Below are 25383 nucleotides of genomic sequence, written 5' to 3'. Positions count from 1 at the left end.
GGAGCAAATTCGGACTCCGGAACCGGATCGCCGATGGTGTTACCGCTCCGTGACCATCTGAGTTGTGTTCCGCCACGTCACCCCGCCTACAGTGGCCGCTACCGGGGGTCGACCGACTCCCGAGAGCGACGAGGAGGACAGACGACGTGGCGACGGGCGAACCGCTCATCGTGCTGGACTCGGTCAACAAGTGGTTCGGGCCGTTGCACGTGCTGGACGACGTCTCACTGTCGGTGGGGCGGGGCGAGGTGGTCGTGGTGATCGGCCCGTCCGGCTCCGGCAAGTCGACCCTGTGCCGCACCATCAACCGGCTGGAGCCGATCAACTCCGGCACCATCACCTTCGACGGGCAGGCGCTGCCGGCCGAGGGCAAGGCCCTGGCCAAGCTGCGCAGCGAGGTCGGCATGGTGTTCCAGTCGTTCAACCTCTTCGCGCACAAGACCATCCTGGAGAACGTCACCCTCGGACCGGTCAAGGTCCGCAAGGAGAAGCCGGCAGCGGCCCGCGAGCGCGGTCTGGCCCTGCTCGACCGGGTCGGCATCGCCAACCAGGCCGAGAAGTACCCGGCCCAGCTCTCCGGCGGCCAGCAGCAGCGCGCCGCGATCGCCCGCGCGCTGGCCATGCAGCCCAAGGCGATGCTCTTCGACGAGCCGACCAGCGCGCTGGACCCGGAGATGGTCGGCGAGGTGCTGGACGTGATGACCTCGCTAGCCCGCGACGGCATGACCATGGTCGTGGTCACCCACGAGATGGGCTTCGCGCGGCACGCCGCCAACCGGGTCATCTTCATGGCCGACGGCAAGCTCGTCGAGGATGCCGCTCCGACGGAGTTCTTCGCGAACCCGCGCAGCGAGCGGGCCAAGGACTTCCTCTCCAAAATCCTCACCCACTAGGCGTCCGGTAGTGGAGCGGGCCGTGACCCGGCAGGCTCCAGTCGAAGAAGGAGAACAGGTATGCGAATGAAGCGGATGGCGGCGATCGCCGCGGTTGCCGGCCTCGCGGTCACGATGACCGCCTGCGGCGGCGACGGCGACGAGGGCACGGGCGCCGGCGGGGTCGTCGGCAAGGCCGAGAGCCAGAAGAAGCTGGTCATCGGCGTCAAGGCCGACCAGCCCGGCCTGGGCCTGCAGACCGGCAGCCAGTACGAGGGCTTCGACATCGAGATCGGGAAGATCATCGCCAAGGGCCTCGGCGTCGAGGAGAGCGGCATCGAGTGGAAGACCACCGTGTCGGCCAACCGGGAGCCCTTCATCGAGCAGGGCACGGTCGACCTCGTGGTGGCCACCTACACCATCAACGACGAGCGCAAGCAGAAGATCAACTTCGCCGGCCCGTACTACATCGCCGGCCAGGACCTGCTGGTCAAGTCGGACTCCACGCTCACCGGCCCGGACCAGCTGGCCGGTAAGACGGTCTGCTCGGTGACCGGCTCGACCCCGGCCAAGCGGATCCAGGAGAACTACCCGGACGCCAAGCTGCAGCAGTTCGACGCGTACTCCAAGTGCCTTCCGCTGCTGGAGAACGGCCAGGTCGACGCGGTGACCACCGACGACATCATCCTCGCCGGCTACGCCGCGCAGGACCAGTACGCCGGCAAGTTCAAGGTCGTCGGCAGCACCTTCTCCGACGAGCCGTACGGCATCGGCCTGAAGAAGGACGACACCGCCGGCTGCGAGAAGGTCAACGAGATTCTCAAGGCCGCCGCCGAGGACGGCAGCTACAAGGCCGCCTGGGACGCCACCCTGGGCAAGAGCGGCACCCCCGCGCCCGAGCTGGACACCACCAAGCTGACCCACTGCGGCGCAGTCTGACCGGTACCGGAGCCGGCACCCCGTGCGGGTGCCGGCTCCGGCCTGTCACCGGCCGCCGCCACGTGCCCCGGGAGCCGAAGCATGCACGTATTCACTGATCCGGACAACTTCGAGGCGTACCTGTCGGGTTTCCTCTGGATCCTCAAGCTGACCGGTGCGTCAGCGGTCTGCGCGCTGGTGATCGGCGTACTGCTGGCCGCGATGCGGGTCTCCCCCGTACCCGTGCTGCGCGGCTTCGGCGCGGCCTGGGTCAACATCTTCCGTAACACGCCGCTGACGCTGGTCATCTTCTTCTGCTACTTCGGCGTCTACGCCACCCTGGGCCTGAGCCTGTCGCAGGACCTGAACCTGAACATCTACTGGCTCGGCGTGATCGGCCTGTCGACCTACACCGCCGCCTTCGTCTGCGAGGCGATCCGCTCGGGCATCAACACGGTGCCGACCGGCCAGGCCGAGGCAGCCCGGGCGATCGGGCTCTCCTTCGCCCAGACGCTACGGATCGTGGTACTGCCACAGGCGGCACGCTCGGTGGTCGCGCCCTTCGGCAGCATCCTGATCGCACTCTGCAAGAACGCCACCATCGTCGGCACCATCGGGTTGATGGAGTCCTCGAACGTCATGAAGGACCTGATCAACTTCAACGGTGACGCCGTCATCGTGATCTTCCTGGTCTTCGCCGGCACGTTCGCCGCGCTGCTCATCCCCACCGGCTACTTCTTCGGCTGGCTGGCCAACCGTCTGGCGGTGAAGCGCTGATGAGCACCAGCAACGTCCTCTACGACCACCCCGGCCCCCGGGCCAAGGTACGCAACGCGATGTTCAGCGTCCTCTTCGGCATCGCGCTGCTCGGCCTGCTGTACTGGATCTACACCAAGTTCGACCAGGCCAACCAGTGGGAAGCCCGGCTGTGGGAACCGTTCACCCGGTCGACCACCTGGACGCAGTTCATCCTGCCGGGCCTGTGGGCAACCCTGAAGGCGGCCGGCGTCGGCATGGTGCTCTCGCTCGCCTTCGGCGTCGTCTTCGCCTTCGGCCGGCTCTCCGACCACAAGTGGGTCAGCGTGCCGGCCGGCATGGTGGTGGAGTTCTTCCGCGCCGTACCGCTGCTGCTGATGATCTTCTTCATCTTCTACGGCGTGCCGTTCCTCATTCAGGGTCCGGTGACCGCCTTCTGGGCCGTGGTGATCGGCCTGACCCTCTACAACGGTTCGGTGCTGGCCGAGGCGTTCCGGGCCGGCATCCGGGCCGTCCCCGGCGGGCAGTCCGAGGCGGCGTACGCGGTCGGCATGCGCAAGAACCAGGTGATGCGGCTGATCCTGCTCCCGCAGGCCGCCCGGGCCATGCTGCCGATCATCGTCAGCCAACTGGTGGTGCTGCTCAAGGACACCGCGCTCGGCTACATCGTGGCCTACCCGGAGCTGCTCCAGCGCGGCGTCAACGACCTCGCCGCCAACTACGGCAACATCATCGCCTGCGCGATCGTGGCCGCCGTGATCTATATCGTGATCAACTCGCTGCTCACCTGGTTCGCCGGTTGGCTGGACCGGCGCACCCGCGTCCGCGCCTTCCGGATGCCGAGGCAGACCGGCCCGGTCGCCCCCGCCAACGCCGCACCCGGCGGTGACGGCACCATCGTCGAACCGCAGGGCTGAGCCCGACAACGAAGGCGGCGCCGGCCATCAGGCCGGCGCCGCTTTTCTACCGAGTCAGCGGGCGATCTCGGTGACCCGGGACTCGCGGACCACCGTCACCCGGATCTGACCCGGATAGGTCAGCTCCTCCTCGACCTGCTTCGCCACGTCCCGGGCCAGCACCGCCGCGCCGATGTCGTCGACGTCGTCGGGCTTGACCATCACCCGGATCTCCCGGCCCGCCTGCATGGCGAAGACCTTCTCCACGCCCTGCTTGCCGGCCGCGATCTCCTCGATGCGTTCCAGCCGCTTGACGTACGCCTCCAGGCTCTCCCGCCGGGCCCCCGGCCGGCCGCCGGAGCAGGCGTCCGACGCCTGGGTGAGCACCGCCTCCACGGTCTGCGGCGGCACCTCGTTGTGGTGCGCCTCGATGGCGTGGACCACGTCCTCGCTCTCGCCGTACTTGCGGGCCACGTCCGCACCGATGATGGCGTGGCTGCCCTCCACCTCGTGCGTCAGCGCCTTGCCGATGTCGTGCAGGAACGCCGACCGCTTGATCAACGGCACGTCCAGGCGCAGCTCGGCGGCCATCACACCGGCGATGTGCGCGGTCTCCACAAGGTGCTTGAGCACGTTCTGCCCGTACGAGGTGCGGTACCGCAACCGGCCCAGCAGCGTGACCAGCTCCGGGTGGATCTCGGTGATGCCGACCTCCACCAGGGCGTCCTCGGCGGCCCGGTGGCAGAGCTGGTCCACCTCCTGCCGGGCCAGCTCGTGCACCTCCTCGATCCGGTGCGGGTGGATCCGGCCGTCGAGCACCAGCTTCTCCAAGGTGAGCCGGCCGACCTCCCGACGCACCGGGTCGAAGCACGACAGCAGGACGGCCTCGGGCGTGTCGTCGATGATCAGATTGACCCCGGTGACCGACTCGAAGGCCCGGATGTTGCGGCCCTCCCGGCCGATGATCCGCCCCTTCATCTCGTCGCCCGGCAGATGCAGCACACTCACCACGCTCTCGGCGGTCTGCTCGCTGGCCACCCGCTGGATGGCGTCGACCACGATGTGCCGGGCCCGCTGCTCGGCGGTGGATCTGGCGTCAGACTCGATGTCCCGGACCAGCAGGGCGGCCTCCCGCTTCGCCTGGACCTCGATCGCCTCCACCAGCTCGGCACGGGCCGCGTCGGCGGTCAACCCGGCCACCCGCTCCAGCTCCCGCCGGCGCTGGTTCTCCGCCTCGGCGAGCTCGGCCTCCCGCTCGGCCAGCGCCGCCTCGCGGGCGGCCAGGGCGGCATTCGCCGCGGTCAACTGGCGTTCCCGTTCGGCGAGCCGCTCCACCTCCTCGGTGTGCAGCCGCTCCCGCTCGTCCATCCGGGTCGCCCGCCGCTCCACCTCGGCGGCCTGCTCCCGGGTGGTCGCGGCGAGCACCGCCACCTCCCGCTCGCCGCTGCGCCGGGCCGCGGTCCGCAGCTGCTCGGCATCCGCCTCGGCCTGCTTGTGCGCCCGTTCGAGCACCGTGTCCGCCTCGGCGCGAGCGTCGTCGAGCACCCGACGTGCCTCCGCGCGGGCGGCCTTCGCCTCGGCCTTGGCCGCCGCCGCCTCGGTGCGGGCCGCCGCCGCCGCGGACTTCGCCACGTCGATGGTGCTGTTCGCCTCGTCGGCGGCGGTACGCAGCGCGGCCAGGGACTGCTCCTGGCGGTCCTTCTCCGCGACGTACGCCGGATCCTCCGGCATTGGACGCGCCTGCAAGCTCCGCAACAACCGCAGCCCGAGGAAGACGGCGCCGAGCACCACGAGTGTCAACACCAGCACGGCCGCCAGGAGCGCGACATCGAAGGCGCTCATACGGCGGCCCCGTCACGTCCGTCGCGGACCTGTGCGGCCTGAGCCGGCGACACCGGGTGCCGACCCGGCGACCCCGAACTCTGCTCACCGTCGTCGGTCGCCCCCGGCTCCGCCGCGCCGGGAGCGCCCGGCCCCCCGCTCATGCCGGCGCTCCGCTCCGTCGCGCGCCGCCAGCGGGCAGCGCCGGACGGGGCCTGAAGGTCGGCTCGCTCCGCTCGCTCATGCCGGGACTCCGGTGAACCTCTGCCGCCTCGCCATGGCGCGCCTCCCCTGAACCGTCGCGCCGCAACAGCCTGCCGGGTGGGCATGCTCCTGCGACTCTGGACGCCCGACCGGAGCGCATGGCCGTGGGGTGGCTTCCTCCGCCGACGTCCCTGGGGCCGTCGGCGGGCCGGGTGCACTGTCACGTAAGCCCGGACCGGCCTGTCCGGAGCTGACGTACGCGGCCGATGTGCCGGCCAAAGTGATGCTGTGTTGTTACGGGATCTATGTTGTGCGCTTAGCCTGCGCTGGTCGGGCAATGTGAGCCTTTATGGCGAGGCTAGGTCTCAACCGGCCTCCGGTCAAGAAGTCATGATCAAACCACCCGGACGGAGAGAAGTTAACCAGTCACCCTCCGGCGATGAATACTCGGACGCCAGTGGGCAAAAAAGACGAACAAGCACCCTCGAGTTGACTCATCGGGGCTGGTCACGCCGACGAGGCGTCAGCGGTCGATCTCGCCCTCGGCGTCTGCGAGCGCGTCGGCGTCGATCTGCTCGGCGAACTCGGCCGCCTCGGCGCTCTGCGCGGCGATCGCGTCCTTCACCGCCCGGATCGCCACGCCGGCCGGGTAGCCCTTGCGGGCCAACATGCCGACCAGCCGCCGGAACACCGCGTCCGGCTCACCCCGCGCGGTGCGCAGCTTCCGCTCCACCAGGGCACGCGCGGTCTCCGCCTCGGTGGCCTCGTCCAGCTCGCCCAACGCCTCGCTGGCCGTGTCGCCGTCCACGCCGCGCTGCCGCAACTCGTTGGCCAGCGCCCGGCGGGCCAGCCCACGGCCGGCGTGCCGGCTGCTCACCCAGGCCCGGGCGAACGCGGCGTCGTCGATGATGCCGACCTCGTCGTACCGGTCGAGGACCTGGTCGGCGGTCTCCTCGGAGATGCCCCGCCGAGCCAACGCGGCGGTCAACTCGGCGCGGGTACGCGGACGCACCGCGAGCTGCCGCAGACAGATCTCCCGGGCCACCTCGGCCTCGTCGCGAGGGGCGGAGGGTACGCCGCCGCGTGCCGAGGCACCGCGCCGGCGGGCGTCGTCCCGGGCGCTGCCCGACGCCGGGTCACCCGGGTCGGACCCGTCCCCGGCGGCGCGGCGGCCTCGCCGGGGACGCGGTGTGGCGTCGCCCGCGCGGGACGGGCTGGCATCCCAGCCCCGCCCCGTGCGGGCACGTCGTCCTGCCACAGGTCAGGATCAGAAGTCGACCGGCGGCAGCTCCGGGCCACCGGCGGCGTCGCCCGCGCCGACCCCGACGCCGAGCTTCTCCAGGATCTTCTTCTCGATCTCGGCGGCCACGTCCGGGTTCTCCCGGAGGAACTCGCGGGCCTTCTCCTTGCCCTGGCCGAGCTGGTCGCCCTCGTAGGTGTACCAGGCACCGGACTTGCGGATGATCGACTGCTCGACGCCGACGTCGATCAGCGAGCCCTCGCGGGAGATGCCCTTGCCGTACATGATGTCGAACTCGGCCTGCTTGAACGGGGCCGCGACCTTGTTCTTCACGACCTTGACCCGGGTGCGGTTACCGACCACGTCGGTGCCGTCCTTCAGGCTCTCGATGCGCCGCACGTCGAGCCGGACCGAGGCGTAGAACTTCAACGCCCGCCCACCCGTGGTCGTCTCGGGACTGCCGAACATGACCCCGATCTTCTCGCGGAGCTGGTTGATGAAGATCGCGGTGGTGCCGGTGTTGTTGAGCACACCGGTGATCTTCCGCAGCGCCTGGCTCATCAGCCGGGCCTGCAGACCCACGTGGCTGTCGCCCATCTCGCCCTCGATCTCGGCGCGCGGCACCAGCGCGGCGACCGAGTCGATCACGATGATGTCGATCGCACCGGAGCGGACCAGCATGTCCGCGATCTCCAGCGCCTGCTCGCCGGTGTCCGGCTGGGAGACCAGCAGGGCGTCGGTGTCGACACCGAGGGCCTTGGCGTACTCCGGGTCGAGTGCGTGCTCGGCGTCGATGAAGGCGGCGATGCCGCCGGACCGCTGGGCGTTCGCCACCGCGTGCAGGGCGACCGTGGTCTTACCGCTGCTCTCCGGGCCGTACACCTCGACGACCCGGCCACGGGGCAGACCGCCCACGCCGAGCGCCACGTCGAGCGCGATGGAACCGGTGGGAATGACCGAGGTCTGGATGACCGGCCGCTCCCCTAGGCGCATCACCGAGCCCTTGCCGAACTGCTTGTCGATCTGAGCGAGAGCAAGGTCGAGCGCCTTCTCCCGGTCAGGTCCTGCCGCCATCGTTGCCACCCCTGCCTTCGCCGGCGTCTTTCCTGAGCTTCGCGTCACGCGGGACACGCTAGGCGCTGGGTCCGACAGAAAACCAGCCGACGGGCCGTGGCCTGTGGACGAGCACCCCGCTGTGGACAATAGCCGAACAGGTGTACGAGTCGGCAAGGGACACGCGGAAGTAACGAATCGGATGCTCAGCGTAGCCGGGCGGGAACCCGGTCGGGATAGGCGGCGACCACCGCGCGCCACACCACGTGCGTCTCCGTGCCGGCCGCGAGGGCCTGCTCGATGGTCCGCCCGCCGAGCTCCGACAGCACCTGGTCGCTGGCGATGCTGGCCGCGTACGCCGGCCCGAACGCCTCGGCCAGGCGCGCCCAGAAGTCGGTCAGCCGCACGTGATCAGTCCTCCTTGTCCGGTGCACCCACCGGCCGCAACGCTAGCGCCAGCAGGGGCGCCACCGCGACCGCGGCGAGCAGGGTCAGCACCGGATAACCCGCCAGTTGCATGACAAACCCGCTCAGCGCTCCGGCCAACGCCCCGGCCAGCCCCATGAGCAGGTCGGACAGGCCCTGCGCGCCGGGCCGCACCGCGTCCGGCACCGATTCCGACAGCAGGGTGGAACCGGCGACCATGGTCGCCGACCAGCCGAGCCCGAGCAGGATGAGCCCGACGGTGAGCCGGGGGGTGTGGTGCCCGGCGGTCCCGGCGACCGCGCAGGCGGCCAGCAGCGTACCGATCCCACCGATGATGACCGGGCGCCGGCCGAGCCGGTCGGTGAGCCAGCCGACCACCGGCGCCAGCGCGTACATGCCGGCGATGTGCAGGCTCAGCACCAGGCCGACGACCGGCAGCACCTCGTCGACGGCGTAGTACTCCCGCAGGTGCACCGGGGTCATCGCCATCACCGCGACCATCACCAGGTGGCCCACGGCCACGGCGGCGACGCCGAGCCGGGCGGCGGGTCGGGCGCGTACCACCGACCAGGCGGCACGCATGCCCGCGCCGCGCCGGGCCGGCGGCGGTGCGGCGACCGGCTCGGCCGCCGCCGGAACCGTGCCGGGCGGGGCAGGCTCGGGCGCGGTCGACGCCGGTGCGGCGATGGGTGCCGAGGCCGGCTCGGGTTCGCCGGCACGGGCCGCCGCGAGTCGGCGGGCGGTGAGCAGTGGGTCGGGCCGCAACCACAGCAGCAGTACGCCGGCGGCGAGCACGAACGCGACGGCGCTGAACGCGAACGGGCCGGACAACGCCGGCAGTCCCCAACCGCTGGTGGTGCGGTCGGCGAGCGCGGCGAAGTTCGGGGCGGCCACCGCGCCGATGGTGGTGGCCCAGACGATCAGCGAGAGCTGCCGGGCGCGACGGTCCGGTTCGGCGAGGTCCACCGCGGCGTAACGGGCCTGGAGGTTGGCGGCGGAGCCGCCGCCGAAGAGCAGCATGCCGAGGAAGAGCAGCGGGACCGACCGGGTCGCCGCGGCGAGCACCACCAGCACCCCGCCCAGCGCGCCGACGCCGTACGCGAAGGCCAGGCCGGGTCGGCGGCCGCGCCCGGTGATGATCCGGGTGACCGGGATGGCGAGCAGGGCGGCACCGATCACGGCGGCGCTCTGCGCCAGACCGGCCACGGCGGTGCCGGCGATCTCGGCGGCCAGCAGCGCGCCGACGGCGATGCCGATGGTCACCCCGATGCCGCCGACGACCTGGGTGGTGAAGAGCAGGCGCAGGGTACGCCGCTGGATCGGCGCGACGTCCGGGTGCGCCGGCAGTGGGGTCGTCAGGTCAGTGGCCAACGGAGACTCCTCGGCAAGGGGTGCCCATCCTTTCGCACCGGCCGGCCGGGCGGCAGCCCGGTTTCGTCACAGCCCCAGGCCGCGGCCGATGATCTCCTTCATGATCTCCGTGGTGCCGCCGTAGATGGTCTGCACCCGGCTGTCCAGCCAGGCCCGTGCCACCGGGTACTCCAGCATGAAACCGTACCCACCGTGCAGTTGCACGCACCGGTCGGCGACCCGGTTCTGCAGCTCGGTGGTCCACCACTTCGCCTTGGCCGCGTCGGTCACCGACAGCCGGCCGGCGTTGAACTCGGCGACGCAGTGGTTGACGAAGGTCCGCGCGATGGTGACCTCGGTGTCCAGCTCGGCGAGAAGGAAGCGGTTGTGCTGGAACTTCCCGATCGGCCGGCCGAACGCCTCCCGGGTGCGCGCGTGGTCGAGGGTGAGGGCCAGCAGCCGCTCCGCGGCGGCGACCGCGGCGACCGCGATACTGAGCCGTTCCCGGGGCAGGTTGGCCATCAGGTGGTAGAAGCCGTGGTTCTCGGTGCCGATGAGGTTCTCCGCCGGCACCCGGCAGTCGTCGAAGAAGAGTTCGGCCGTGTCGTTGGCCTTCAACCCGACCTTCGCCAGGCGACGGCCCCGGGTGAAACCGTCGGTTCCGGTCTCCACCACGATCAGGCTCACGCCGTGGGCACCCTCGTCGGCGGTACGGGCGACCACGATCACCAGGTCGGCCAGTTCTCCGTTGGTGATGAACGTCTTCTGCCCGTTGAGCACGTAGCTGTCGCCGTCGCGCGCGGCGGTGGTGCGTACGCCGGCCAGGTCCGAGCCGGCCCCGGGTTCGCTCATCGCGATGGCGGTGACCAGGTCGCCGGAGCAGAACCGGGGCAGCCAGCGCTTGCGCTGCTCCTCGGTGGTCAGCTCGGTCAGGTACGGCGCCACCACGTCGTTGTGCAGGCCGAAGCCGAGCCCGGAGCAGCCGGCGTTGACGATCTCCTCGACGAGGACCGCGTTGTACCGGAAGTCGCGCTGCCCGCCACCGCCGTAGCTCTGGTCGACGTCCGGGCCGAGCAGCCCGGCGGCGCCGGCCTTGCGCCACACCTCCCGATCGACGATGCCGTCGGCCTCCCAGCGTTCGTGGTGCGGCACCGCCTCCCGGTTCAGGAACGTGCGGCACAGCTCCCGGAACTCGTCGTGGTCACGGTCGTAGAGATGCTGCTGCATGCCGGCAAGTGTGGCACCGTCCGCGACCTCGGCGGGTGGTCGGCCCGGCGCGCGTGGTCGGCCCGGCGCGCGTGGTCGGCCCGGCGCGCGTGGTCGGCCCGGCGCGCGTGGTCGGCCCGGCGCGCGTGGTCGGCGCGGCGCGCGTGGTCGGCGCGGCGCGTGGTGGTTGAGGGTGAGGGCGGCAGGTCAGCCGGCGAGGGCGCGGGCGACCACGGTGAGGTCGGCGACCAGCCCGTCGTACGCGACGTCCTGGTTGTCGGCACGTAGCACGGCGGAGGGATGGATGGTGGCCAGCAGTCGGGCCGGCGGCGCGTCCGTGGTCCCTCCGGCGTTGTCGACCGGTACCCGCTGGAAGTCCTCGGGGTGTTGCGCGGCGGCCGGCCAGGGCAGCAGTTCACCGCGCTGGCGGGTGACCCGGAAGGCCGGCCCGAGCAGGGCCTTGGCGGCGGTCGCCCCGAGCACCACGACCACTTCCGGGTTCAGCTGGGCGAACTCGGCGACCAACCAGGGCCGGCAGGCGGTGATGTGCACCCGGTCGGGGGTCTGGTGGATCCGCCGCTTGCCGCGCAGCTCGAAGCGGAAGTGTTTGACCGCGTTGGTGAGGTAGATGTGTCCCGGGTCGAGCCCGGCGTCGTCGACCGCCTTGCGGAGCAGCCGGCCGGCGGGGCCCACGAAGGGCAGCCCCTTCTGGTCCTCCATGTCACCGGGCTGTTCACCGACGAAAACCACCCGGGCGCTGGCGTCGCCCCGACCGAAGACGGTCTGGGAGGCGTCCCGGTACAGCTCGCAGCCTCGACAGCCGGTGGCGGCGGCGCGCAGTTCGTCGAGCGTTCCGGCCTGCGGCGGGATGAACTGCTGGGCGCCTGGTGCGGTCTCGGTCTCGGCCATGGCGACTGTTATATACCCGTTGGCGGCACGATGCCCGGCTGGTCCAGGAGTCCCACCTCGCGCGTGTGCCCTCTCTGCCGCCTGTCTCGTACCGCGGACCTGCGCCAAGGCAGCAACTTCGGGGAAACTGCTGCCTCACCCCCGCGCCCACCCAACAACTTCGGGGAAAGTGCTGCCTCACCACCGCGCCCGGTGCGCGGGGGCGAGGGGGCGGTCAGGCGGTGAAGCCGGGTGGAGGGGTGGGGCGGGCGGCGCGGAGGATCGTCTCGGCGAGTGCGGGGATCTCCTCCTCGTTCAGGTCGCTGACGGTGATGCGCAGCCCCGGCGGGCCGGCGATCCGGTAGAGCGCGCCCGGCGCGACCGCCCAGCCGGCGTCGCGCAGGGCGGTCAGCGCGCTGGTCTCGTCGTCCACCGGCACCCAGACGTTGATGCCGGTGCGTCCGTGGGCGGGCAGGCCCCGGGCGGTCAGGGCGGCGACCAGGGCCGCGCGGCGCCGTTCGTAGCTTTCCGCCGCCCGGTCGACCAGGGCGGTCACCTCCGGGTCGTGCCAGAGGGACAGCACGAGCCGTTGCAGCACGGTGGAGACCCAGCCGGCGCCGATCCGGATCCGGCCGGCCACCCGGGCCACCGTGGTCTCGTCCCCAGCCAGTACGGCCAGCCGCAGGTCGGGGCCGAAGGGCTTGCTGACCGAGCGGAGGAAGGCCCAGTGGGTGGTCGCGCCGGCGAGCGGATGCAGCGGTACGCGGGCCAGCTCGGCGGCGTGGTCGTCCTCGATCAGCAGCAGGTCGGCGCGTCCGGCGAGCAGGGTGCGCAGGGCGTCGGCCCGGTTGGCGGAGATCGCCGCGCCGGTGGGGTTCTGGGCCCGGCTGGTCACGATCAGCGCTCGCGCACCGGCGGCGAGCGCGGCGGCGACTCCCGCGACGATCGGCCCGTCGTCGTCGATCGGCACCCCGATCGGCCGCAGCCCGAGGGCGGCGACGAGGTCGAGCAGGGCGGCCCAGCCGGGGTCCTCCACGGCGACCGCGTCGCCGTGCCGCAGGTGGGCGCCGAGCAGGCGTTCGATGCCGTCCAGGGCACCGCCGGTGAGGGCCAGCCCGGCGGCCGGCACCCCGTCGGCGGCCAGCCGCGCCCCGGCCACCTCGGCCATCTCGGGCAGCACACCGAGGTCGGGGTAGCCCACCGGGTCGGCGGCGGCACCGGCGAGGGCGGACAGGTGCCGACGCAGCGGGGGCAGCAGTCGCAGGTCGGGCTCGCCTCGGGACAGGTCGCGCAGGCCGGGTGCGGGCGGCGGGTGCAGGGCGGCCCGACGGGCGGCGACGGGTGGTCGGGGGCGTACCCGGGTGCCGTGCCGGCCGGCGGTGACGATGAGTCCGCGACGACGCAGGTCGGCGTAGGCGCGGGAGACGGTGGCCGGGCTGACGGCCAGTTCGGCGGCGAGTGTGCGAACCGGTGGCAGTGGGTCGCCGGGGGTGAGGGCGGCGTCGCGGATGCCGGACTCGATGCTGGCCGAAATATCGACGGCCGTCGCACCGGTCACCTGATAGCGTGCTGACACAAAGATGGGATTGTACTAGAACAAAGGTGGAAGCATGTACCCGCAGACCACCCGCACCACGGCCAGCCGCTCACGGGAGCGGATGAGCTACGACCGGGTCGCCGCGCACGCCGTGCTCGACGAGGCGTACCACTGCGCGCTCGGGTTCACCGTGGACGGTGAACCCCGCGTGCTGCCCACGCTCCACGTACGTGTCGGCGACACGCTCTACCTGCACGGCTCCACCGGTAGCCGACCGCTGCTCGCCGCCCGCGCCGACGGCCTGCCGGTCTGCGTGGCCGTCACCCTGCTCGACGGGCTGGTCTACGGCCGCTCCCAGTTCCACCACAGCGCCAACTACCGGTCGGTGGTCGCGCACGGCACCGCCCACCTGGTCACCGACCCAGGCGAGAAGGCCGAGGTGCTGACCGCCCTGGTGGAGAAGGTGGGTGCCGGCCGCGCGGCGGACAGCCGTCCGCCGAACCGGCGGGAGCTGGCCGAGACCGCCGTGCTGGCGCTGCCGCTGACGGAGGTGTCGCTGCGCACCCGCAGCGGCGGGGTACGCGACGAGCCGACCGACCTCGACCTGGCGCACTGGGCCGGGGTGGTGCCGCTGCGACTGACTCCCGGAGCGCCGGAGCCCGACGTCGGGGTCACCAGGCCGGTGCCGTCCTACCTGCGGCCGGCCCCGTCGCCCTGGCACGAGCCGGCGGCGCTGCGCGGCGACCATGTGCTGCTGGAGCCGCTGGACCTGAGCCACACCGACGACTTGTACGCCGCGACCGCCGACCCGGAGGTCTGGCGGCACCTGAGCCGGCCGCTGCCGAACGGACCGGGACAGCTGCGGGACGTGATCGTTGCGGCCCTGGCCGAGCAGCACCGGCTGGAACGGGTCGCCTGGGCGCAGCGCTGCGCGGTCACCGGTGCGGTGGTCGGCACCACCTCGTACTACGAGATCGACCCGGAGCGCCGGTCGGTGGCGATCGGGCACACCGCGCTCGGCCGGCCCTGGTGGCGTACCGGGATCAACACCGAGGCGAAGCTGCTGCTGCTCGCCCGCGCCTTCGACGAGTTGGGCGCGGTCCGGGTGGTCTGGCACACCGACATCCGCAACGAACGCTCGCAGCGCGCGATCGAACGGCTCGGCGCCCGCCGGGAGGGGGTGCTGCGGATGCACCGGTTGCGCCCGGACGGCTCGTGGCGAGACACCGTGCAGTATTCGATGACCGTCGACGAGTGGCCGAACGCACAGGTCAGCCTGCGGGAAAGGCTTCGCGCGAGGGCCTCCTCGGCCCGATGATGTCGGACGTGCTGGGGATCACCGACATCTGGACGTACGTGCTGGGCACCGTGGCCATCGTGCTGCTGCCCGGACCCAACTCGCTGTTCGTCCTCTCCACCGCCGCGCGACGCGGGGTCGGCGTGGGCTACCAGGCGGCGAGCGGGGTCTGGGTCGGCGACGCGGTACTCATGTTCCTCTCCGCGGCTGGGGTGGCGTCGCTGCTCAAGGCGTACCCGCCGATCTTCCTCGTGATCAAGTACGCGGGTGCCGCGTACCTGGGCTATGTGGGGTTGACCATGCTGCGCGGAGCGTGGCGGCGCTGGCGGGACCGCAACGACCCGAGCACGCCGCGGCTGATCGACGCCGCGGAGCCGGCGTCGACGCGCAGCCCGTTCCGCAAGGCGCTGGTGATCAGCCTGCTGAACCCGAAGGCGATCCTGTTCTTCGTCTCGTTCTTCATCCAGTTCGTCGACCCGACCTATCCCTGGCCCGCGCTGTCGTTCCTGCTGCTCGGTCTGATCGCCCAGGTGACCAGCGCGCTCTACCTGACCGCGCTGATCTTCGCGGGCACGTTCCTGGCCGCCCAGTTCAGCCGGCGTCGCCGGCTGGCCGCCGGCGCGACCACCGCCGTGGGCGCCCTCTTCCTCGGCTTCGGCCTCAAGCTCGCCCAGGGCTGAGGAGCGGCGCGGCGCACCGGGTGAGCTGAGCCCACTGCGGTGCCGGCGTCACGTGCCGCCACCACCACCGCCGCCGCCGCCCTCACCGCCACCGACACCGGCGCCGCCCGCGTCGCCGCCGTAACCGGAGCCGGGTGGCAGCGGCCGATCGGGCGGGCGACTGACGTGGGCCGACTCGTTGATGGTGGCCGACCAGTCGGCGTGCGCCGCCGCGGCGGCGTGCCGGTTGATCGTCTCGCGCAGCCAGCCGTCCACGGTGCTCACCCAGTCTCGCCGGTCGGCACCGACGTGCCAGATCCGGAATCGGCTGATGCTGGTGTGGGTGATCCCGGCCAGCGCCAGCCGCCGGTCGCACCAGAGGATCACCTCGAGACCGGCGGAGTTGGCCACGAAGATCACCTCCAGCTCGGTGATCGGCCCCGCATACAGCGGACCGGCCCAGAAGCCCCACCGCTGGTGCAGGGGCAGGGTCTGCTCCACGCCGGGCAGCCGACCGTCGACCAGCCCGGCCTGACGGACGCTGAAGCCGAGCGTGCCCAGGGCGGCCAGCACGTGCTGCTGGGTGGGCAGTGGGTGGACGAAGACCGGCACCATGGCGCCCTGGTCCAGAGTGGGCTCGATCGCCACCTCCGTACGCAGTCCCATCCGCAGGCTGAGCAGCGGCACCCCGCCGTACGTGGTCACCGGCGTCTCCCACGGCACGGGGAACTCGAAGGGGATCGACCGGGCCCGTCCGGCCCGGAGCACCAGGGCGTCGGCCACCTCGGCCTGGTGGAACTGCACCAGCCGGCGGGGTTCCTGCGGATCGTCCGGCTCGACCGTGCTGACCAGGCCGAGCCGGACGTGCAACACCGGCACGTCGACGGAGCCGGCGATGAGGTTCACCCGCCCCGGCAGTCGCAGGCCGGGACGGGTGCTCGGGTTGGCCAGCGCGGTCTGCACCGTCAGGCCCGTTCCGCCCGATTCCGGTGACACCCCCGTCAGCCGCACCCGTTGCCCCTATCTGAGCCGGCGCACCGCGCGCGGGATGGGGTCGGTCTCGTCGTCGAACTCCCCGATGACCTCCTCCAGCAGGTCTTCAAGGGCGACGAAGCCGACCGGCCGGGTCGGACCACCACCGTTGCTGACCAGCGCGAGTTGCGACTGGCGGGCCCGCATCACGGACACCGCCTCGGTCACGGTGGCGGTGTCCGGAAGGGTGATGGCGTCGTTCATCAGGTCGGCCGCGACGGCGTCCGGTCGGGCGGCGGTGGCCCGCACCGCCTCTCGCACGTGCACCAGGCCGCAGACGTCACCGGCGACGTCCAGCACCGCCAGCCGGGACCGGCCGCTGTCCCGGCTGACCTGCTCGATGCGGCCCACCGGGTCCTCCCGGCGCACGGTCACCATCCGGTCGAACGGCTCCATCACCTGGGCGACCGTCGTGCCCTGCAACTCCAGCATGCTGGTGAGCAGTTCGTGCTGGGCGGCGCCGAGCAGTCCGTGTTCGCGGGACTGCTCCAGCAGCATCCGCAGTTCGTCGGGGCCGTGCACCTGGGCCAACTGATCCTGCGGGTTGACCTTCACCAGCCGCAGCATCGCGTTGGCCACCGCGTTGAGCACCGACAGCACCGGCCGGGCGACCCGGGCGAAGGCCCGGAACGGCAGGGCCAGCAGCAACGCGGAGCGCTCCGGGTGCGTGATCGCCCAGGACTTCGGCGCCATCTCGCCGACCACCAGGTGCAGGAAGGTGACCAGGCTCAGGGCGAAGATCAGCGCGATCACATGACTGGCGCCGTAGGGCAGGCCGACGGCGTGCAGCAGCGGGCCGACCAGCCGCTCGATGGCCGGCTCGGCCAACGCACCCAGACCGAGCGTGCACAGCGTGATACCGAGCTGCGCACCGGCGAGCATCAGCGACAGCTCCCGTACGCCGTCGAGGGCGGCCCGGGCGGCTCGACCGCCGCCGGCCGCCGCCTGTTCCAGCCGGTACCGCTTGCTCGCCACCAGGGCGAACTCAGCGGCGACGAAGAAGCCGTTGAGCGCCAGCAGGACCACCGAGGTGATCAGCGCGAACCCGGTGCTCATGCCGACACCTCCTCACGTCCGCCGGTGACCTGGAGACGGACCGAGTCGGCCACGTGCCGGTCGACCGCGAGCACCTCGACCAGGGCGCGCGGTGCGACCCGGCCGTTGTCCCCGTCGGCCGGCAGGCTGATCTCCAGCCGGTCACCGACCTCCGGCACCCGGCCCAGTTCCCGCATGACCAGCCCGGAGAGGGTGTCGTACTCGGGGCCCTCGGGCAGGGCGATGCCGGTGCTGTCGGCCACCTCGTCGATGCGCCAGCGGGCGGGTACCACCCAGGAGCCGTCATCCTGGCGAGCCGGGGCCCGCTCCGGCGGATCGTCCTCGTCCAGGATCGGGCCGACCAGCTCCTCGGCGATGTCCTCCAGCGTGATCACGCCGGCGAAGCCGCCGTACTCGTCGACCACGCAGGCCAACTGACGGTGCCCCGAGCGGAGCCGGTCCAGCACCGTGGGCAGCGGCAGCGTCTCCGGCACCAGCAGCGGCGGTACGGCCACCGCGCTGACCATGGTGGTGGCGCGCTCGGCCGGTGGTACCCGGAGCACGTCCGCGATGCCGATCACGCCGACCAGGTCGTCGACGCCCTCCGCGCCGCGTACCGGGAAGCGCGAGCGGCCGGTGTCCAGCAGCTCGACCACCCGGCTGATCGGCTCGTACGCCCGCACGGTGTGCACGTCGACCCGGGGCACCATGGCCTCACCGGCGGTGAGTTGCCGGAAGTCGAGACCCCGGTCCAGCAGTTCCGACATCTCCGCGTCGAGGTGCCCCTCCAGCCGCGATTCGGCGATGATCTGTTCCAGGTCCTCCGGGGTGGCACCGCTGGGCAGCTCCTCGATCGGTTCGATACCGACCCGCCGCAGCAGCCGCACCGCGGACTTGTCGAAGAGCTTGATCAGCGGACCGGCGATGGCCAGGTAGATCAGGGTGGACCGGGCCAACGCCCGGGCCACCGGTTCGGGGCGGGCGATGGCCATGTTCTTCGGGGCCAGCTCGCCGAGGACCATCTGCACCACGGTGGCGAGGACCAGCGCCAGCGCGACTGACAGCGGCAGGCTGACCCGGGTGGAGACGCCGGCCACGCCGAGCAGCTCGGCCAGGCCGGCGCCGAGGTACGGCTGGGCGACGTAACCGACCAGCAGGGCGGTCACGGTGATGCCGAGCTGCGCACCGGAGAGCATGAACGACAGCCGTCCGGTGACCTCCAGGGCCCGGGCGGACGCCTGGTCGCCCTCGGCGGCGCGCTGCTTGAGCTTGCCGCGGTCGACCGCGACGTAGCCGAACTCCTGCGCGACGAAGTAACCCGTCGCGACGGTCAAGAAGACGATCAGAAGAAGACCGACGAGGATCAACACGGGAGGCTCAGGGCTCCCGGGGCCGTCGGTGCGTGGGGATGCCGGGGCCTACCCGGCTGGCTACTGCTGCCCTCCTGGGCAGAGGAGTCGATCATGCGGTCATTCTACCGGCGCGGAAGCGGGGCTCGCCCGATGTGCCGGGACAACCCGAGCGTCAGCGGTCGGCGAGTTCGTCGGCGTCGAGCAGGTCCCGGTTCACCCGCCCAGCGCGGTACGCGGCCCGACCGATCATCTGCGCGGCGACCGGGGCGGTGGCCAGTTGGAACGCCCCGACCAGGACGATCATGCCGAGATCGGACGGGCTGCGCAGGCGCAGGCCCACGCCCAACAGCAGCAGCAGCACGCCCAGCACCTGCGGCTTGGTGGCCGCGTGCATCCGACTCAGCGTGTCCGGGAAACGCAGCACCCCGATGGCGGCGGCCAGGCTCAGCAGCGCGCCGGAGACCAGGCTGACGGCGCCGAGCCAGTCGGCGACGACGCCCGGCGTCACGGCCGGTCCCGGACGGCGAACCGGACCAGCGACACGGAGCCGACGAAGCCGAGCAGGGCGAGCACCACCAGCACCGGCAGTGTGGTGGCGTGGCGATTGACCGCCGCCTCCGCGCCGACGGCGCCGACCATGGTGGCGAGCAACATGTCGGCGGCGACGACCCGGTCCAGCAGCGACGGGCCACGGTAGAGCCGGAGCAGGGCGAGCAACGCGGTCACCGACAGCAGGCTGGTGAGGACGACGGCGAGGAAGACGGTCACGGGGACTCCTTGTCAGCGGGGCCGCTACGCACCCGGCGCAGTTCGGCGTCGGAGCCGATCGCCTCGACGATCCGTCGCTCCACGGTCCGGACCTGGTCACGGCTGCCCGCGAGGGCGGCGGGTCCGCGCACGTCGAGCACGTGCACGAAGAGGATTCCGGCGTCCCGGTCCACCTCGACGATCAACGTGCCCGGCACCAGGGAGAGCACCTCGGCGGTGAGGGCCAGGTTGAGATCGGTGGGTACCCGCAGTTGCACGCCGATGATGGCCGAACGCGGGGTGAAGCCGGGCTGCACCGCGATGCGGGCGACGTGGGCGCTGGCCCGGACCAGTTCGACGACGAACCGGCCGCCGAACACCAGCAGACGCCACGGCCGGAGCCGGCCGTCGAAGCTCACCGGAGGCAGTGGGAAGAAGAGCAGCACCACGGCCGCGGCCAGCAGCCCGCCCACCAGGTTGCCCCAGGTGAACTCCCCCCAGAACAGGTTCCAGACCAGCACCAGCCAGCCGTAGGCGATCAGCTGGTCACGCCATCGGCCCACCCGGCTCCGCCGGTTGGACGCGGCGGTCGGGGCGGTCATGACGCTCCGCCGGGCAGCACGGCGCGCACGTACGGGGTGCGTTCGATCAGGTCCGCCGCTGCCTGGCCGGTCAAGTCGAACAGCGGAGCCGCCACCACGGTCAGCCCCACCCCGAGCGCCACCAGGGCGACCGTGGCACCCACCATCAGCGTCGGCAGCGGTGCGGTCGGGGCGACCGTCTCGCAGGGCGAGCGCCAGAAGGCGATGTTCCACACCCGGCTCGCCACGTAGAGGGTGAGCAGGCTGGTCACGGTGCCGACGGCCACCAGCGTCCAGGGCAGCGGCCCGCCCGCGGCGACACCGGCCTGGAGCAGGCCGAGCTTGCCCAGGAAGCCGGAGAACGGCGGGATGCCCGCCAGGTTCATCGCCGAGATGAAGAAGAGCACGCCCACCAGGGGCGCCAGCCGGGCGAGCCCGCCGAGGCGGCGCAGATCGGTGCTGCCGGCCCGTTGCTCGACCAGTCCGGAGATCAGGAAGAGAGTGGTCTGGATCGTGATGTGATGGACCACGTAGAAGATGGCACCGACCAGCCCGGCGACCGTGCTGAGCCCCACCCCGAAGATCATGTAGCCGATGTGACTGACCAGTGTGAACGACAGCACCCGCTTCATGTCCGACTGGGCCACCGCACCGAGGATGCCGACCAGCATGGTGAGGCCGGCCGCCACCATCAGCAGCTCCCCGGCCTGCTGCCCCGGGAAGAGCAGGGTCTGGGTCCGGATGATCGCGTACACGCCGACCTTGGTGAGCAGGCCGGCGAAGACCGCGGTGACCGGTGCGGGAGCGGTCGGATAGCTGTCCGGAAGCCACGCCGACAACGGGAAGACGGCCGCCTTGATGCCGAAGGCCAGCAGCAGCATCAGCTGCAGACTCAGGCGGATGCCGTCCGGCAGCGCGTCCAGCCGCGCGGTGAGCTGAGCCAGGTTGAGCGTGCCGGTGGCCGCGTAGACCAGGCCCACCGAGGTCAGGAAGATCATCGACGCCAGGATGTTGACCACGACGTAGGTGGAGCCGGTGCGGATGCGTGGCGGGGTGCCGTTGAGGGTGATCAGGACGAAGCTCGCGGCGAGCAGCATCTCGAAGCCGACGAAGAGATTGAACAGGTCACCGGCGAGGAACGCGTTGCACACACCGGCGGTCAGCACCAGGTAGGTCGGGTGGAAGATGACCACCGGAGACGTCTCGCCGACCTCCGCCTGGCCCTGCCCGATGGAGTAGAGCAGCACGCAGAGGGTCACCGCCGAGCTGACCACCAGCATCAGCGCGGCCAACTGGTCGGCCACCAGCACGATGCCCACCGGTGCCGGCCAGCCGCCGATCTGCACCACCAGCGGTCCGTGCCGGTACGCCTGCACCAGCAGCACCACGGCCGCCACCAGGCTGGTGCTCAGGCAACCGACGCTGACCGCACGCTGCGCCCACGGTCGGCTGCCCAGCAGCAGGGTCAGCGCGGCGCCCAGCAGCGGCAGCACCACCGGCAGCGGCACGATGGCGCTCATCGTCGCCTCCGGTTCGGCCTCGCCCGCGCGTACCGGCTCATCCCGGACCCTCCTCGCGGTGCGGAGACGGGGCGTCGATCTGCTGAGGGTCGGCGACCGCCGGCTCGCCGGCCAGGTCGGCGGCCGAGACCTCCCGGTGCGCGGCCCGGCGGACGATCTGCCGGTCCTCGACGTCGTCGGGGACCTCGTCGTCGCCGGTCAGGTACCAACTGCGGTAGCTGATCGCCAGCAGGAAGGCGGTGAAGCCGAAGGTGATCACGATGGCGGTGAGCACCATGGCCTGGGGCAGCGCGTCGCTCATCGCCGCCTCGTCGCCGACACCGACCACCGGCGGCTCACCCGCCCGGCCGCCGAAGACGATCAGCAGGTTGACGCCGTTGCCGATCAGGATGACGCCGAGCAGGATCCGGCTCAGGCTGCGTTCCAGCAGCAGGCTGACGCCGCAGCCGACGAGCACACCGATCGTGACGAAGGAGACCAGGTTCGCTCCGGCGGTCCTCATCGCGCCTCCCGCCGTTGCCCGGCCAGCCCGCCGCCGGCTCCGCCCCCCGCCTCGATGTGCCGGTCCACCTCGGCGCCGAGGCTGCGCAGCACGTCCAGCGCCAGACCGATCACCACCAGGTACACACCGATGTCGAAGAAGAGCGACGTGACCAGGTAGAAGTGGCCGATCAGCGGCAGCCAGAGGTCGATCGTCGTGCTCTTCAGCACGGTGCCGCCGGCGACCAGGGAGACCACGCCGCTGCCGACCGACAGCAACAGTCCGACGCCGAGCACCGTGCCGGCACCGATCGGTGCCGCCTCGACCAGTTCGTACCGGCCACCGGCGAGATAGCGCATGGTCAGCGCCAGGCTGGCCACCAGCCCACCGGCGAAGCCACCGCCGGGCGCGTTGTGGCCGGAGAAGAGGAGGTAGAGGGAGAAGAGCACCGCGGTGTGCGAGATCAGTCGGGTGACCACCTCCAGCACGATCGAGCGTTGTCGCTCGGTCAGCGTGGCCCCGCCACGCAGCCAGACCGGCCGGCCGGCCGGCGCCTCGTCCCCGGCGACCTCCCGCCGGCGGGGACGGGGCCCGGTGCGGGACTGATGGAAGATCAGGCTCGCCACCCCGGTGGCGGCGGCCACCAGCACCGCCACCTCGCCCAGGGTGTCCCAGGCACGGATGTCCACCAGGGTCACGTTGACCACGTTGCGGCCGTGCCCCTCCTCGACCGCCAGGTGGGGGAAGTCCTCGGAGATGGAGCGGGCCTGCCGAGCCGCCGCGGCACCGACGGCCAGCGCGGCCACCGTCGTGCCGACCACCACCCCGATCGTCCGCCGGATCAGGCGGCTGCGCCGCAACGGCCGCATCGAGAACCGCTCGGGCAGCCGACGCAGCACCAGCACGAAGATCGCGATGGTCATGGTCTCCACGAGGAACTGCGTCAGCGCCAGGTCGGGCGCGCCGTAGAGCACGAACAGCATGGCGGTGCCGTAGCCGGTCATGCCGACCAGCAGCATCGCGGTCAGCCGCCGGGTGGCACCCACGGCGAGCACGGCGGCGACGCAGACCACGAGCAGCACCACCGGCTGCGCGGGGGTGGCCCACAGGTCCAGCGACCGCGCCCAGGGTCGGGTGAGGAACACCGCCCCGCCCGGCAGCGCGGCCAGCACGATCAGCACCACGCCGAGGTACTGCGGCAGCGATCCCCGCTGGGTGACGCTGGTGACATCCACCGCGAGCCGGTCGAAACGGTGGACCACCCACTCGTAGCCCCGCTGGCCGCTGATCGGCCACCGCAGCCGGGTCAGCACCGGAGCCAGCGGGCCACGCAGCGCGAACAGCGCCGTCCCGCCGGCCAGGGCCAGCATGGACAGGCCGAGCGCCGGGGTGAGGCCGTGCCACAACGCCAGGTGCTTCCCGACGGTGCCGAAGAGTTCGGGGTACGGGCGGAGCAGATGATCCAGCACTCCCGCGGCCGGGCCCGCGACGAGCCCGACGACGGCCAGCAGGGCCGGTGGCAGCAGCAGCGTCGGCGCGATTCGCCCCAGGTCGGTGTCGGTGGCGCCGGGACGGGTGGCGAAGGCTCCCCAGATAAACCTGATGCTGTACGCGACCGTCAGCACGGTGCCGGCGACCAGGACGGTGAGGACCAGCGGTTGCTCGGCGAAGGCGGCGAACACGGCCTCCTTGGCGACGAAGCCGAGCAGTGGCGGCAGGCCGGCCATCGAGGCGGCAGCGAGGACGGCCACGCCGGTCAGCACCGGTGCGGTGCGGCGCAGGCCGGACAGCTCGCGCAGGTCCCGGGTGCCGGCACCGTGGTCGATCACGCCGACGACGAGGAACAGGGCCGCCTTGAACAGCGCGTGCGCCAGCAGCATGGCGACGCCCGCGAGGGCGGCGTCCGCGGTGCCCGCCCCGATGACCACCGTCAGCAGCCCGAGCTGGCTGACCGTGCCGTGTGCCAGCAGCAGCTTCAGGTCGGTCTGTCGCAGCGCCGCCCAACCGCCCACCACCATGGTGGCCAGGCCGGCGATCACCACCACCGGCCGCCACGGGCCGACCGCGGCGAGCAGTGGGGCGAGCAGGCCGAGCAGGTAGACGCCGGCCTTCACCATCGCGGCCGCGTGCAGATACGCGCTGACCGGCGTCGGTGCGGCCATCGCCACCGGCAGCCACGAGGTGAACGGAAGCACCGCCGACTTCGACAGCGCACCGAGCAGGATCAGCAACACCGCGACGACCAGGAAGCCCCCGCCGGGCAGCGGCTGCTGCACCAACTCCGACCAGCGGTAGGTGCCGGCGCGGTGGCCGAGCATGATGAACCCGACCAGCATGGCCAGGCCCCCGAGGGTGGTCACGGTCAGTGCCTGGGCCGCCGCCCAACGGCTCGACCTCCGCTCGGTGCTGTGCCCGATCAGCAGGTACGAAAAGACCGTGGTCAGCTCCCAGCAGACGTAGAGCAGCAGCAGGTCGTCGGCGAGGACCAACCCGAGCATCGCCCCGGCGAAGGCGACCATCACGCCCGCGAACCGCGAGTTGCCGAGCGCGTCGGGCGGGAAGTACCGGGCGCTGTAGCCGAGCACCAGCGCGCCCACGCCACCGACCAGCAGGGTCATCAGCCAGGACAGGGTGGTCATCCGCAGGGCCAGGTCCAGCCCCAGTTCCGAGATCCACGGGTACGTCTCGACCACCGCACCGCCGTGGGTCACGTCGGGTGTGCGTACCAGCGCCCAGCCGAAGGCGGACGCCGGCACCAGCGCCAGCAGGTAGCAGGCACGCGGACCCCACCGGCGGACCAACGGTGGCGCCACGACGGCCGCCACGAGGTGCAGGATCAGCAGTACGAGCACGCGCGCTCCCGGTCGAGGTGGCCGCGACGCCCCTGCGGGGGTGGGGGCGCCTAGCAGCGATCAGACGACAGTTCAGCGCAGTATGGGTGCTTTTCCCGAAATGAATACACTTTCGCCGTCATTGCGGCGGAACATGGGGAAAGACCGAATCAGCTGTGCGCGGCGACGTCCGGCGCGGCGGTCCCGCCGCGACCCGCACGTCCCTCGACGACCAGGTCCGGCCGGCCCAGCTGCGCGGCGGCCCGGTTGACCAGTCGCTGCGCGGCGGCCAGGGAGCGCACCGACAACAGCCGGCCCCGGCTCTCGCGGCGCAGGACGAAGTAGTGCACGGCGGCCCGCACCTGGGCCCGGTCGGCCGCGCTGGCCTGCGCGGTGGAGACGATCAGCTCCCGCAGGCAGTCGGCGAGTCGCTCGGCCAGCTCGAGTTCCGGACCGTGCAGCCCGGCGCGCAGGATGGCGACGTGACTGTCGACCTTGCGGATCAGGACGTCGGTGCCGGATCCCGAACTCCGCTCCTCGACGGCCATCCGACCCCCTCCACCGCTCGACACGACGCGGGTGAAGTTACTTTATGTTGCACCTCAAGAGCAAGCAGTTAAGTGAGACTTAACGGATTCTACGGTCAAGGGCCCTTAAACGCCTTAACAAGACAAACCTCGC

The 25383-nt window shown here is 71.7% G+C and carries 25 protein-coding genes; 6 read left to right on the top strand and 19 right to left on the bottom strand.

From position 1 onward, the window contains the following. Positions 1 to 146: 146 nt before the first annotated feature. The 4 genes from SM447_RS02465 (at position 147) to SM447_RS02450 (ending at position 3463) form a co-directional block, all read left to right on the top strand. Entirely contained in the window at positions 147 to 893 is a 747-nt protein-coding gene (locus SM447_RS02465; RefSeq protein WP_474571049.1) for an amino acid ABC transporter ATP-binding protein, read from the top strand. 60 nt (positions 894 to 953) lie between these two features. Continuing rightward, positions 954 to 1811, top strand: a complete 858-nt coding sequence (locus tag SM447_RS02460) for a glutamate ABC transporter substrate-binding protein (protein ID WP_474571048.1) — start codon at positions 954 to 956, stop codon at positions 1809 to 1811. A gap of 81 nt (positions 1812 to 1892) precedes the next feature. Beyond that, entirely contained in the window at positions 1893 to 2567 is a 675-nt protein-coding gene (locus SM447_RS02455) for an amino acid ABC transporter permease (RefSeq protein WP_474571047.1), read from the top strand. Continuing rightward, on the top strand, positions 2567 to 3463 hold the full coding sequence (locus SM447_RS02450; RefSeq protein ID WP_474571046.1) for an amino acid ABC transporter permease: 897 nt from the start codon (positions 2567 to 2569) through the stop codon (positions 3461 to 3463). The genes SM447_RS02455 and SM447_RS02450 overlap by 1 nt, the downstream gene beginning before the upstream one ends. 54 nt (positions 3464 to 3517) lie before the next feature. On the opposite strand, the gene rny is transcribed toward SM447_RS02450, so the two are convergent. From rny to SM447_RS02405, 9 genes are all read right to left on the bottom strand, one after another. Then, entirely contained in the window at positions 3518 to 5284 is a 1767-nt protein-coding gene (gene rny, locus SM447_RS02445; RefSeq protein ID WP_474571045.1) for a ribonuclease Y, read from the bottom strand. Continuing rightward, positions 5281 to 5427, bottom strand: a complete 147-nt coding sequence (locus SM447_RS02440; RefSeq protein WP_474571044.1) for a hypothetical protein — start codon at positions 5425 to 5427, stop codon at positions 5281 to 5283. The genes rny and SM447_RS02440 overlap by 4 nt, the downstream gene beginning before the upstream one ends. A 563-nt stretch (positions 5428 to 5990) precedes the next feature. Further along, the gene (locus SM447_RS02435) at positions 5991 to 6725 is read right to left on the bottom strand and encodes a regulatory protein RecX (RefSeq protein ID WP_474571043.1); all 735 of its coding nucleotides are present in this window, start codon (positions 6723 to 6725) and stop codon (positions 5991 to 5993) included. A 9-nt stretch (positions 6726 to 6734) separates the two neighbouring features. Beyond that, positions 6735 to 7781 carry a recombinase RecA gene (gene recA / locus SM447_RS02430; protein ID WP_474571042.1) on the bottom strand — a complete coding sequence of 349 codons (1047 nt, stop codon included), beginning with the start codon at positions 7779 to 7781 and terminating at the stop codon, positions 6735 to 6737. Positions 7782 to 7966: 185 nt separating this feature from the next. Then, on the bottom strand, positions 7967 to 8167 hold the full coding sequence (locus SM447_RS02425; RefSeq protein ID WP_474571041.1) for a DUF3046 domain-containing protein: 201 nt from the start codon (positions 8165 to 8167) through the stop codon (positions 7967 to 7969). A 4-nt stretch (positions 8168 to 8171) separates the two neighbouring features. Next, a complete protein-coding gene (locus SM447_RS02420) occupies positions 8172 to 9557 on the bottom strand; it encodes an MFS transporter (protein ID WP_474571040.1) in 1386 nt (461 codons plus the stop codon). Positions 9558 to 9623: 66 nt separating this feature from the next. Continuing rightward, positions 9624 to 10763 (bottom strand): acyl-CoA dehydrogenase family protein, encoded by a 1140-nt coding sequence (locus SM447_RS02415; protein WP_474571039.1) that lies wholly within the window; start codon positions 10761 to 10763, stop codon positions 9624 to 9626. A 186-nt stretch (positions 10764 to 10949) separates the two neighbouring features. Beyond that, positions 10950 to 11651, bottom strand: coding sequence for a UdgX family uracil-DNA binding protein (locus SM447_RS02410; RefSeq protein ID WP_474571038.1), 702 nt, complete (start codon positions 11649 to 11651; stop codon positions 10950 to 10952). A gap of 214 nt (positions 11652 to 11865) precedes the next feature. Further along, positions 11866 to 13206, bottom strand: coding sequence for an aminotransferase class I/II-fold pyridoxal phosphate-dependent enzyme (locus tag SM447_RS02405; protein ID WP_474571037.1), 1341 nt, complete (start codon positions 13204 to 13206; stop codon positions 11866 to 11868). Between the two features lie 34 nt (positions 13207 to 13240). Between SM447_RS02405 and SM447_RS02400 the strand changes: the two genes are divergently transcribed. Both SM447_RS02400 and leuE read left to right on the top strand, forming a co-directional pair. Beyond that, a complete protein-coding gene (locus SM447_RS02400) occupies positions 13241 to 14485 on the top strand; it encodes a bifunctional pyridoxamine 5'-phosphate oxidase family protein/GNAT family N-acetyltransferase (protein WP_474571036.1) in 1245 nt (414 codons plus the stop codon). After that, entirely contained in the window at positions 14482 to 15144 is a 663-nt protein-coding gene (leuE, locus tag SM447_RS02395; RefSeq protein WP_474571035.1) for a leucine efflux protein LeuE, read from the top strand. The genes SM447_RS02400 and leuE overlap by 4 nt, the downstream gene beginning before the upstream one ends. Positions 15145 to 15192: 48 nt before the next feature. On the opposite strand, the gene SM447_RS02390 is transcribed toward leuE, so the two are convergent. The 10 genes from SM447_RS02390 to SM447_RS02345 all read right to left on the bottom strand — a co-directional run bounded on the left by SM447_RS02390 (position 15193) and on the right by SM447_RS02345 (position 25250). Beyond that, positions 15193 to 16134 carry a sporulation protein gene (locus SM447_RS02390; protein WP_474571034.1) on the bottom strand — a complete coding sequence of 314 codons (942 nt, stop codon included), beginning with the start codon at positions 16132 to 16134 and terminating at the stop codon, positions 15193 to 15195. 9 nt (positions 16135 to 16143) lie between these two features. Beyond that, positions 16144 to 17211 carry a hemolysin family protein gene (locus tag SM447_RS02385; protein WP_474571033.1) on the bottom strand — a complete coding sequence of 356 codons (1068 nt, stop codon included), beginning with the start codon at positions 17209 to 17211 and terminating at the stop codon, positions 16144 to 16146. Continuing rightward, positions 17208 to 18560 (bottom strand): hemolysin family protein, encoded by a 1353-nt coding sequence (locus SM447_RS02380; protein WP_474571032.1) that lies wholly within the window; start codon positions 18558 to 18560, stop codon positions 17208 to 17210. The genes SM447_RS02385 and SM447_RS02380 overlap by 4 nt, the downstream gene beginning before the upstream one ends. Positions 18561 to 18714: 154 nt before the next feature. After that, on the bottom strand, positions 18715 to 19050 hold the full coding sequence (mnhG, locus tag SM447_RS02375; protein ID WP_474571031.1) for a monovalent cation/H(+) antiporter subunit G: 336 nt from the start codon (positions 19048 to 19050) through the stop codon (positions 18715 to 18717). Further along, a complete protein-coding gene (locus SM447_RS02370) occupies positions 19047 to 19310 on the bottom strand; it encodes an MrpF/PhaF family protein (RefSeq protein ID WP_474571030.1) in 264 nt (87 codons plus the stop codon). The genes mnhG and SM447_RS02370 overlap by 4 nt, the downstream gene beginning before the upstream one ends. After that, the gene (locus SM447_RS02365; protein WP_474571029.1) at positions 19307 to 19891 is read right to left on the bottom strand and encodes a Na+/H+ antiporter subunit E; all 585 of its coding nucleotides are present in this window, start codon (positions 19889 to 19891) and stop codon (positions 19307 to 19309) included. Before SM447_RS02365 ends, SM447_RS02370 begins: the two co-directional genes overlap by 4 nt. Further along, entirely contained in the window at positions 19888 to 21390 is a 1503-nt protein-coding gene (locus tag SM447_RS02360; RefSeq protein WP_474571028.1) for a Na+/H+ antiporter subunit D, read from the bottom strand. Before SM447_RS02360 ends, SM447_RS02365 begins: the two co-directional genes overlap by 4 nt. Before the next feature lie 37 nt (positions 21391 to 21427). Continuing rightward, positions 21428 to 21892, bottom strand: a complete 465-nt coding sequence (locus SM447_RS02355) for a Na(+)/H(+) antiporter subunit C (RefSeq protein WP_474571027.1) — start codon at positions 21890 to 21892, stop codon at positions 21428 to 21430. Continuing rightward, positions 21889 to 24723 carry a Na+/H+ antiporter subunit A gene (locus tag SM447_RS02350; protein WP_474571026.1) on the bottom strand — a complete coding sequence of 945 codons (2835 nt, stop codon included), beginning with the start codon at positions 24721 to 24723 and terminating at the stop codon, positions 21889 to 21891. The genes SM447_RS02355 and SM447_RS02350 overlap by 4 nt, the downstream gene beginning before the upstream one ends. Before the next feature lie 149 nt (positions 24724 to 24872). Continuing rightward, the gene (locus SM447_RS02345; protein ID WP_474571025.1) at positions 24873 to 25250 is read right to left on the bottom strand and encodes a hypothetical protein; all 378 of its coding nucleotides are present in this window, start codon (positions 25248 to 25250) and stop codon (positions 24873 to 24875) included. Positions 25251 to 25383: the final 133 nt, after the last annotated feature.

Source organism: Micromonospora aridisoli (assembly GCF_056150025.1).
The sequence above is the reverse complement of the archived record's forward strand: the minus strand, read 5'-3'. Positions and strand labels throughout refer to the sequence as shown.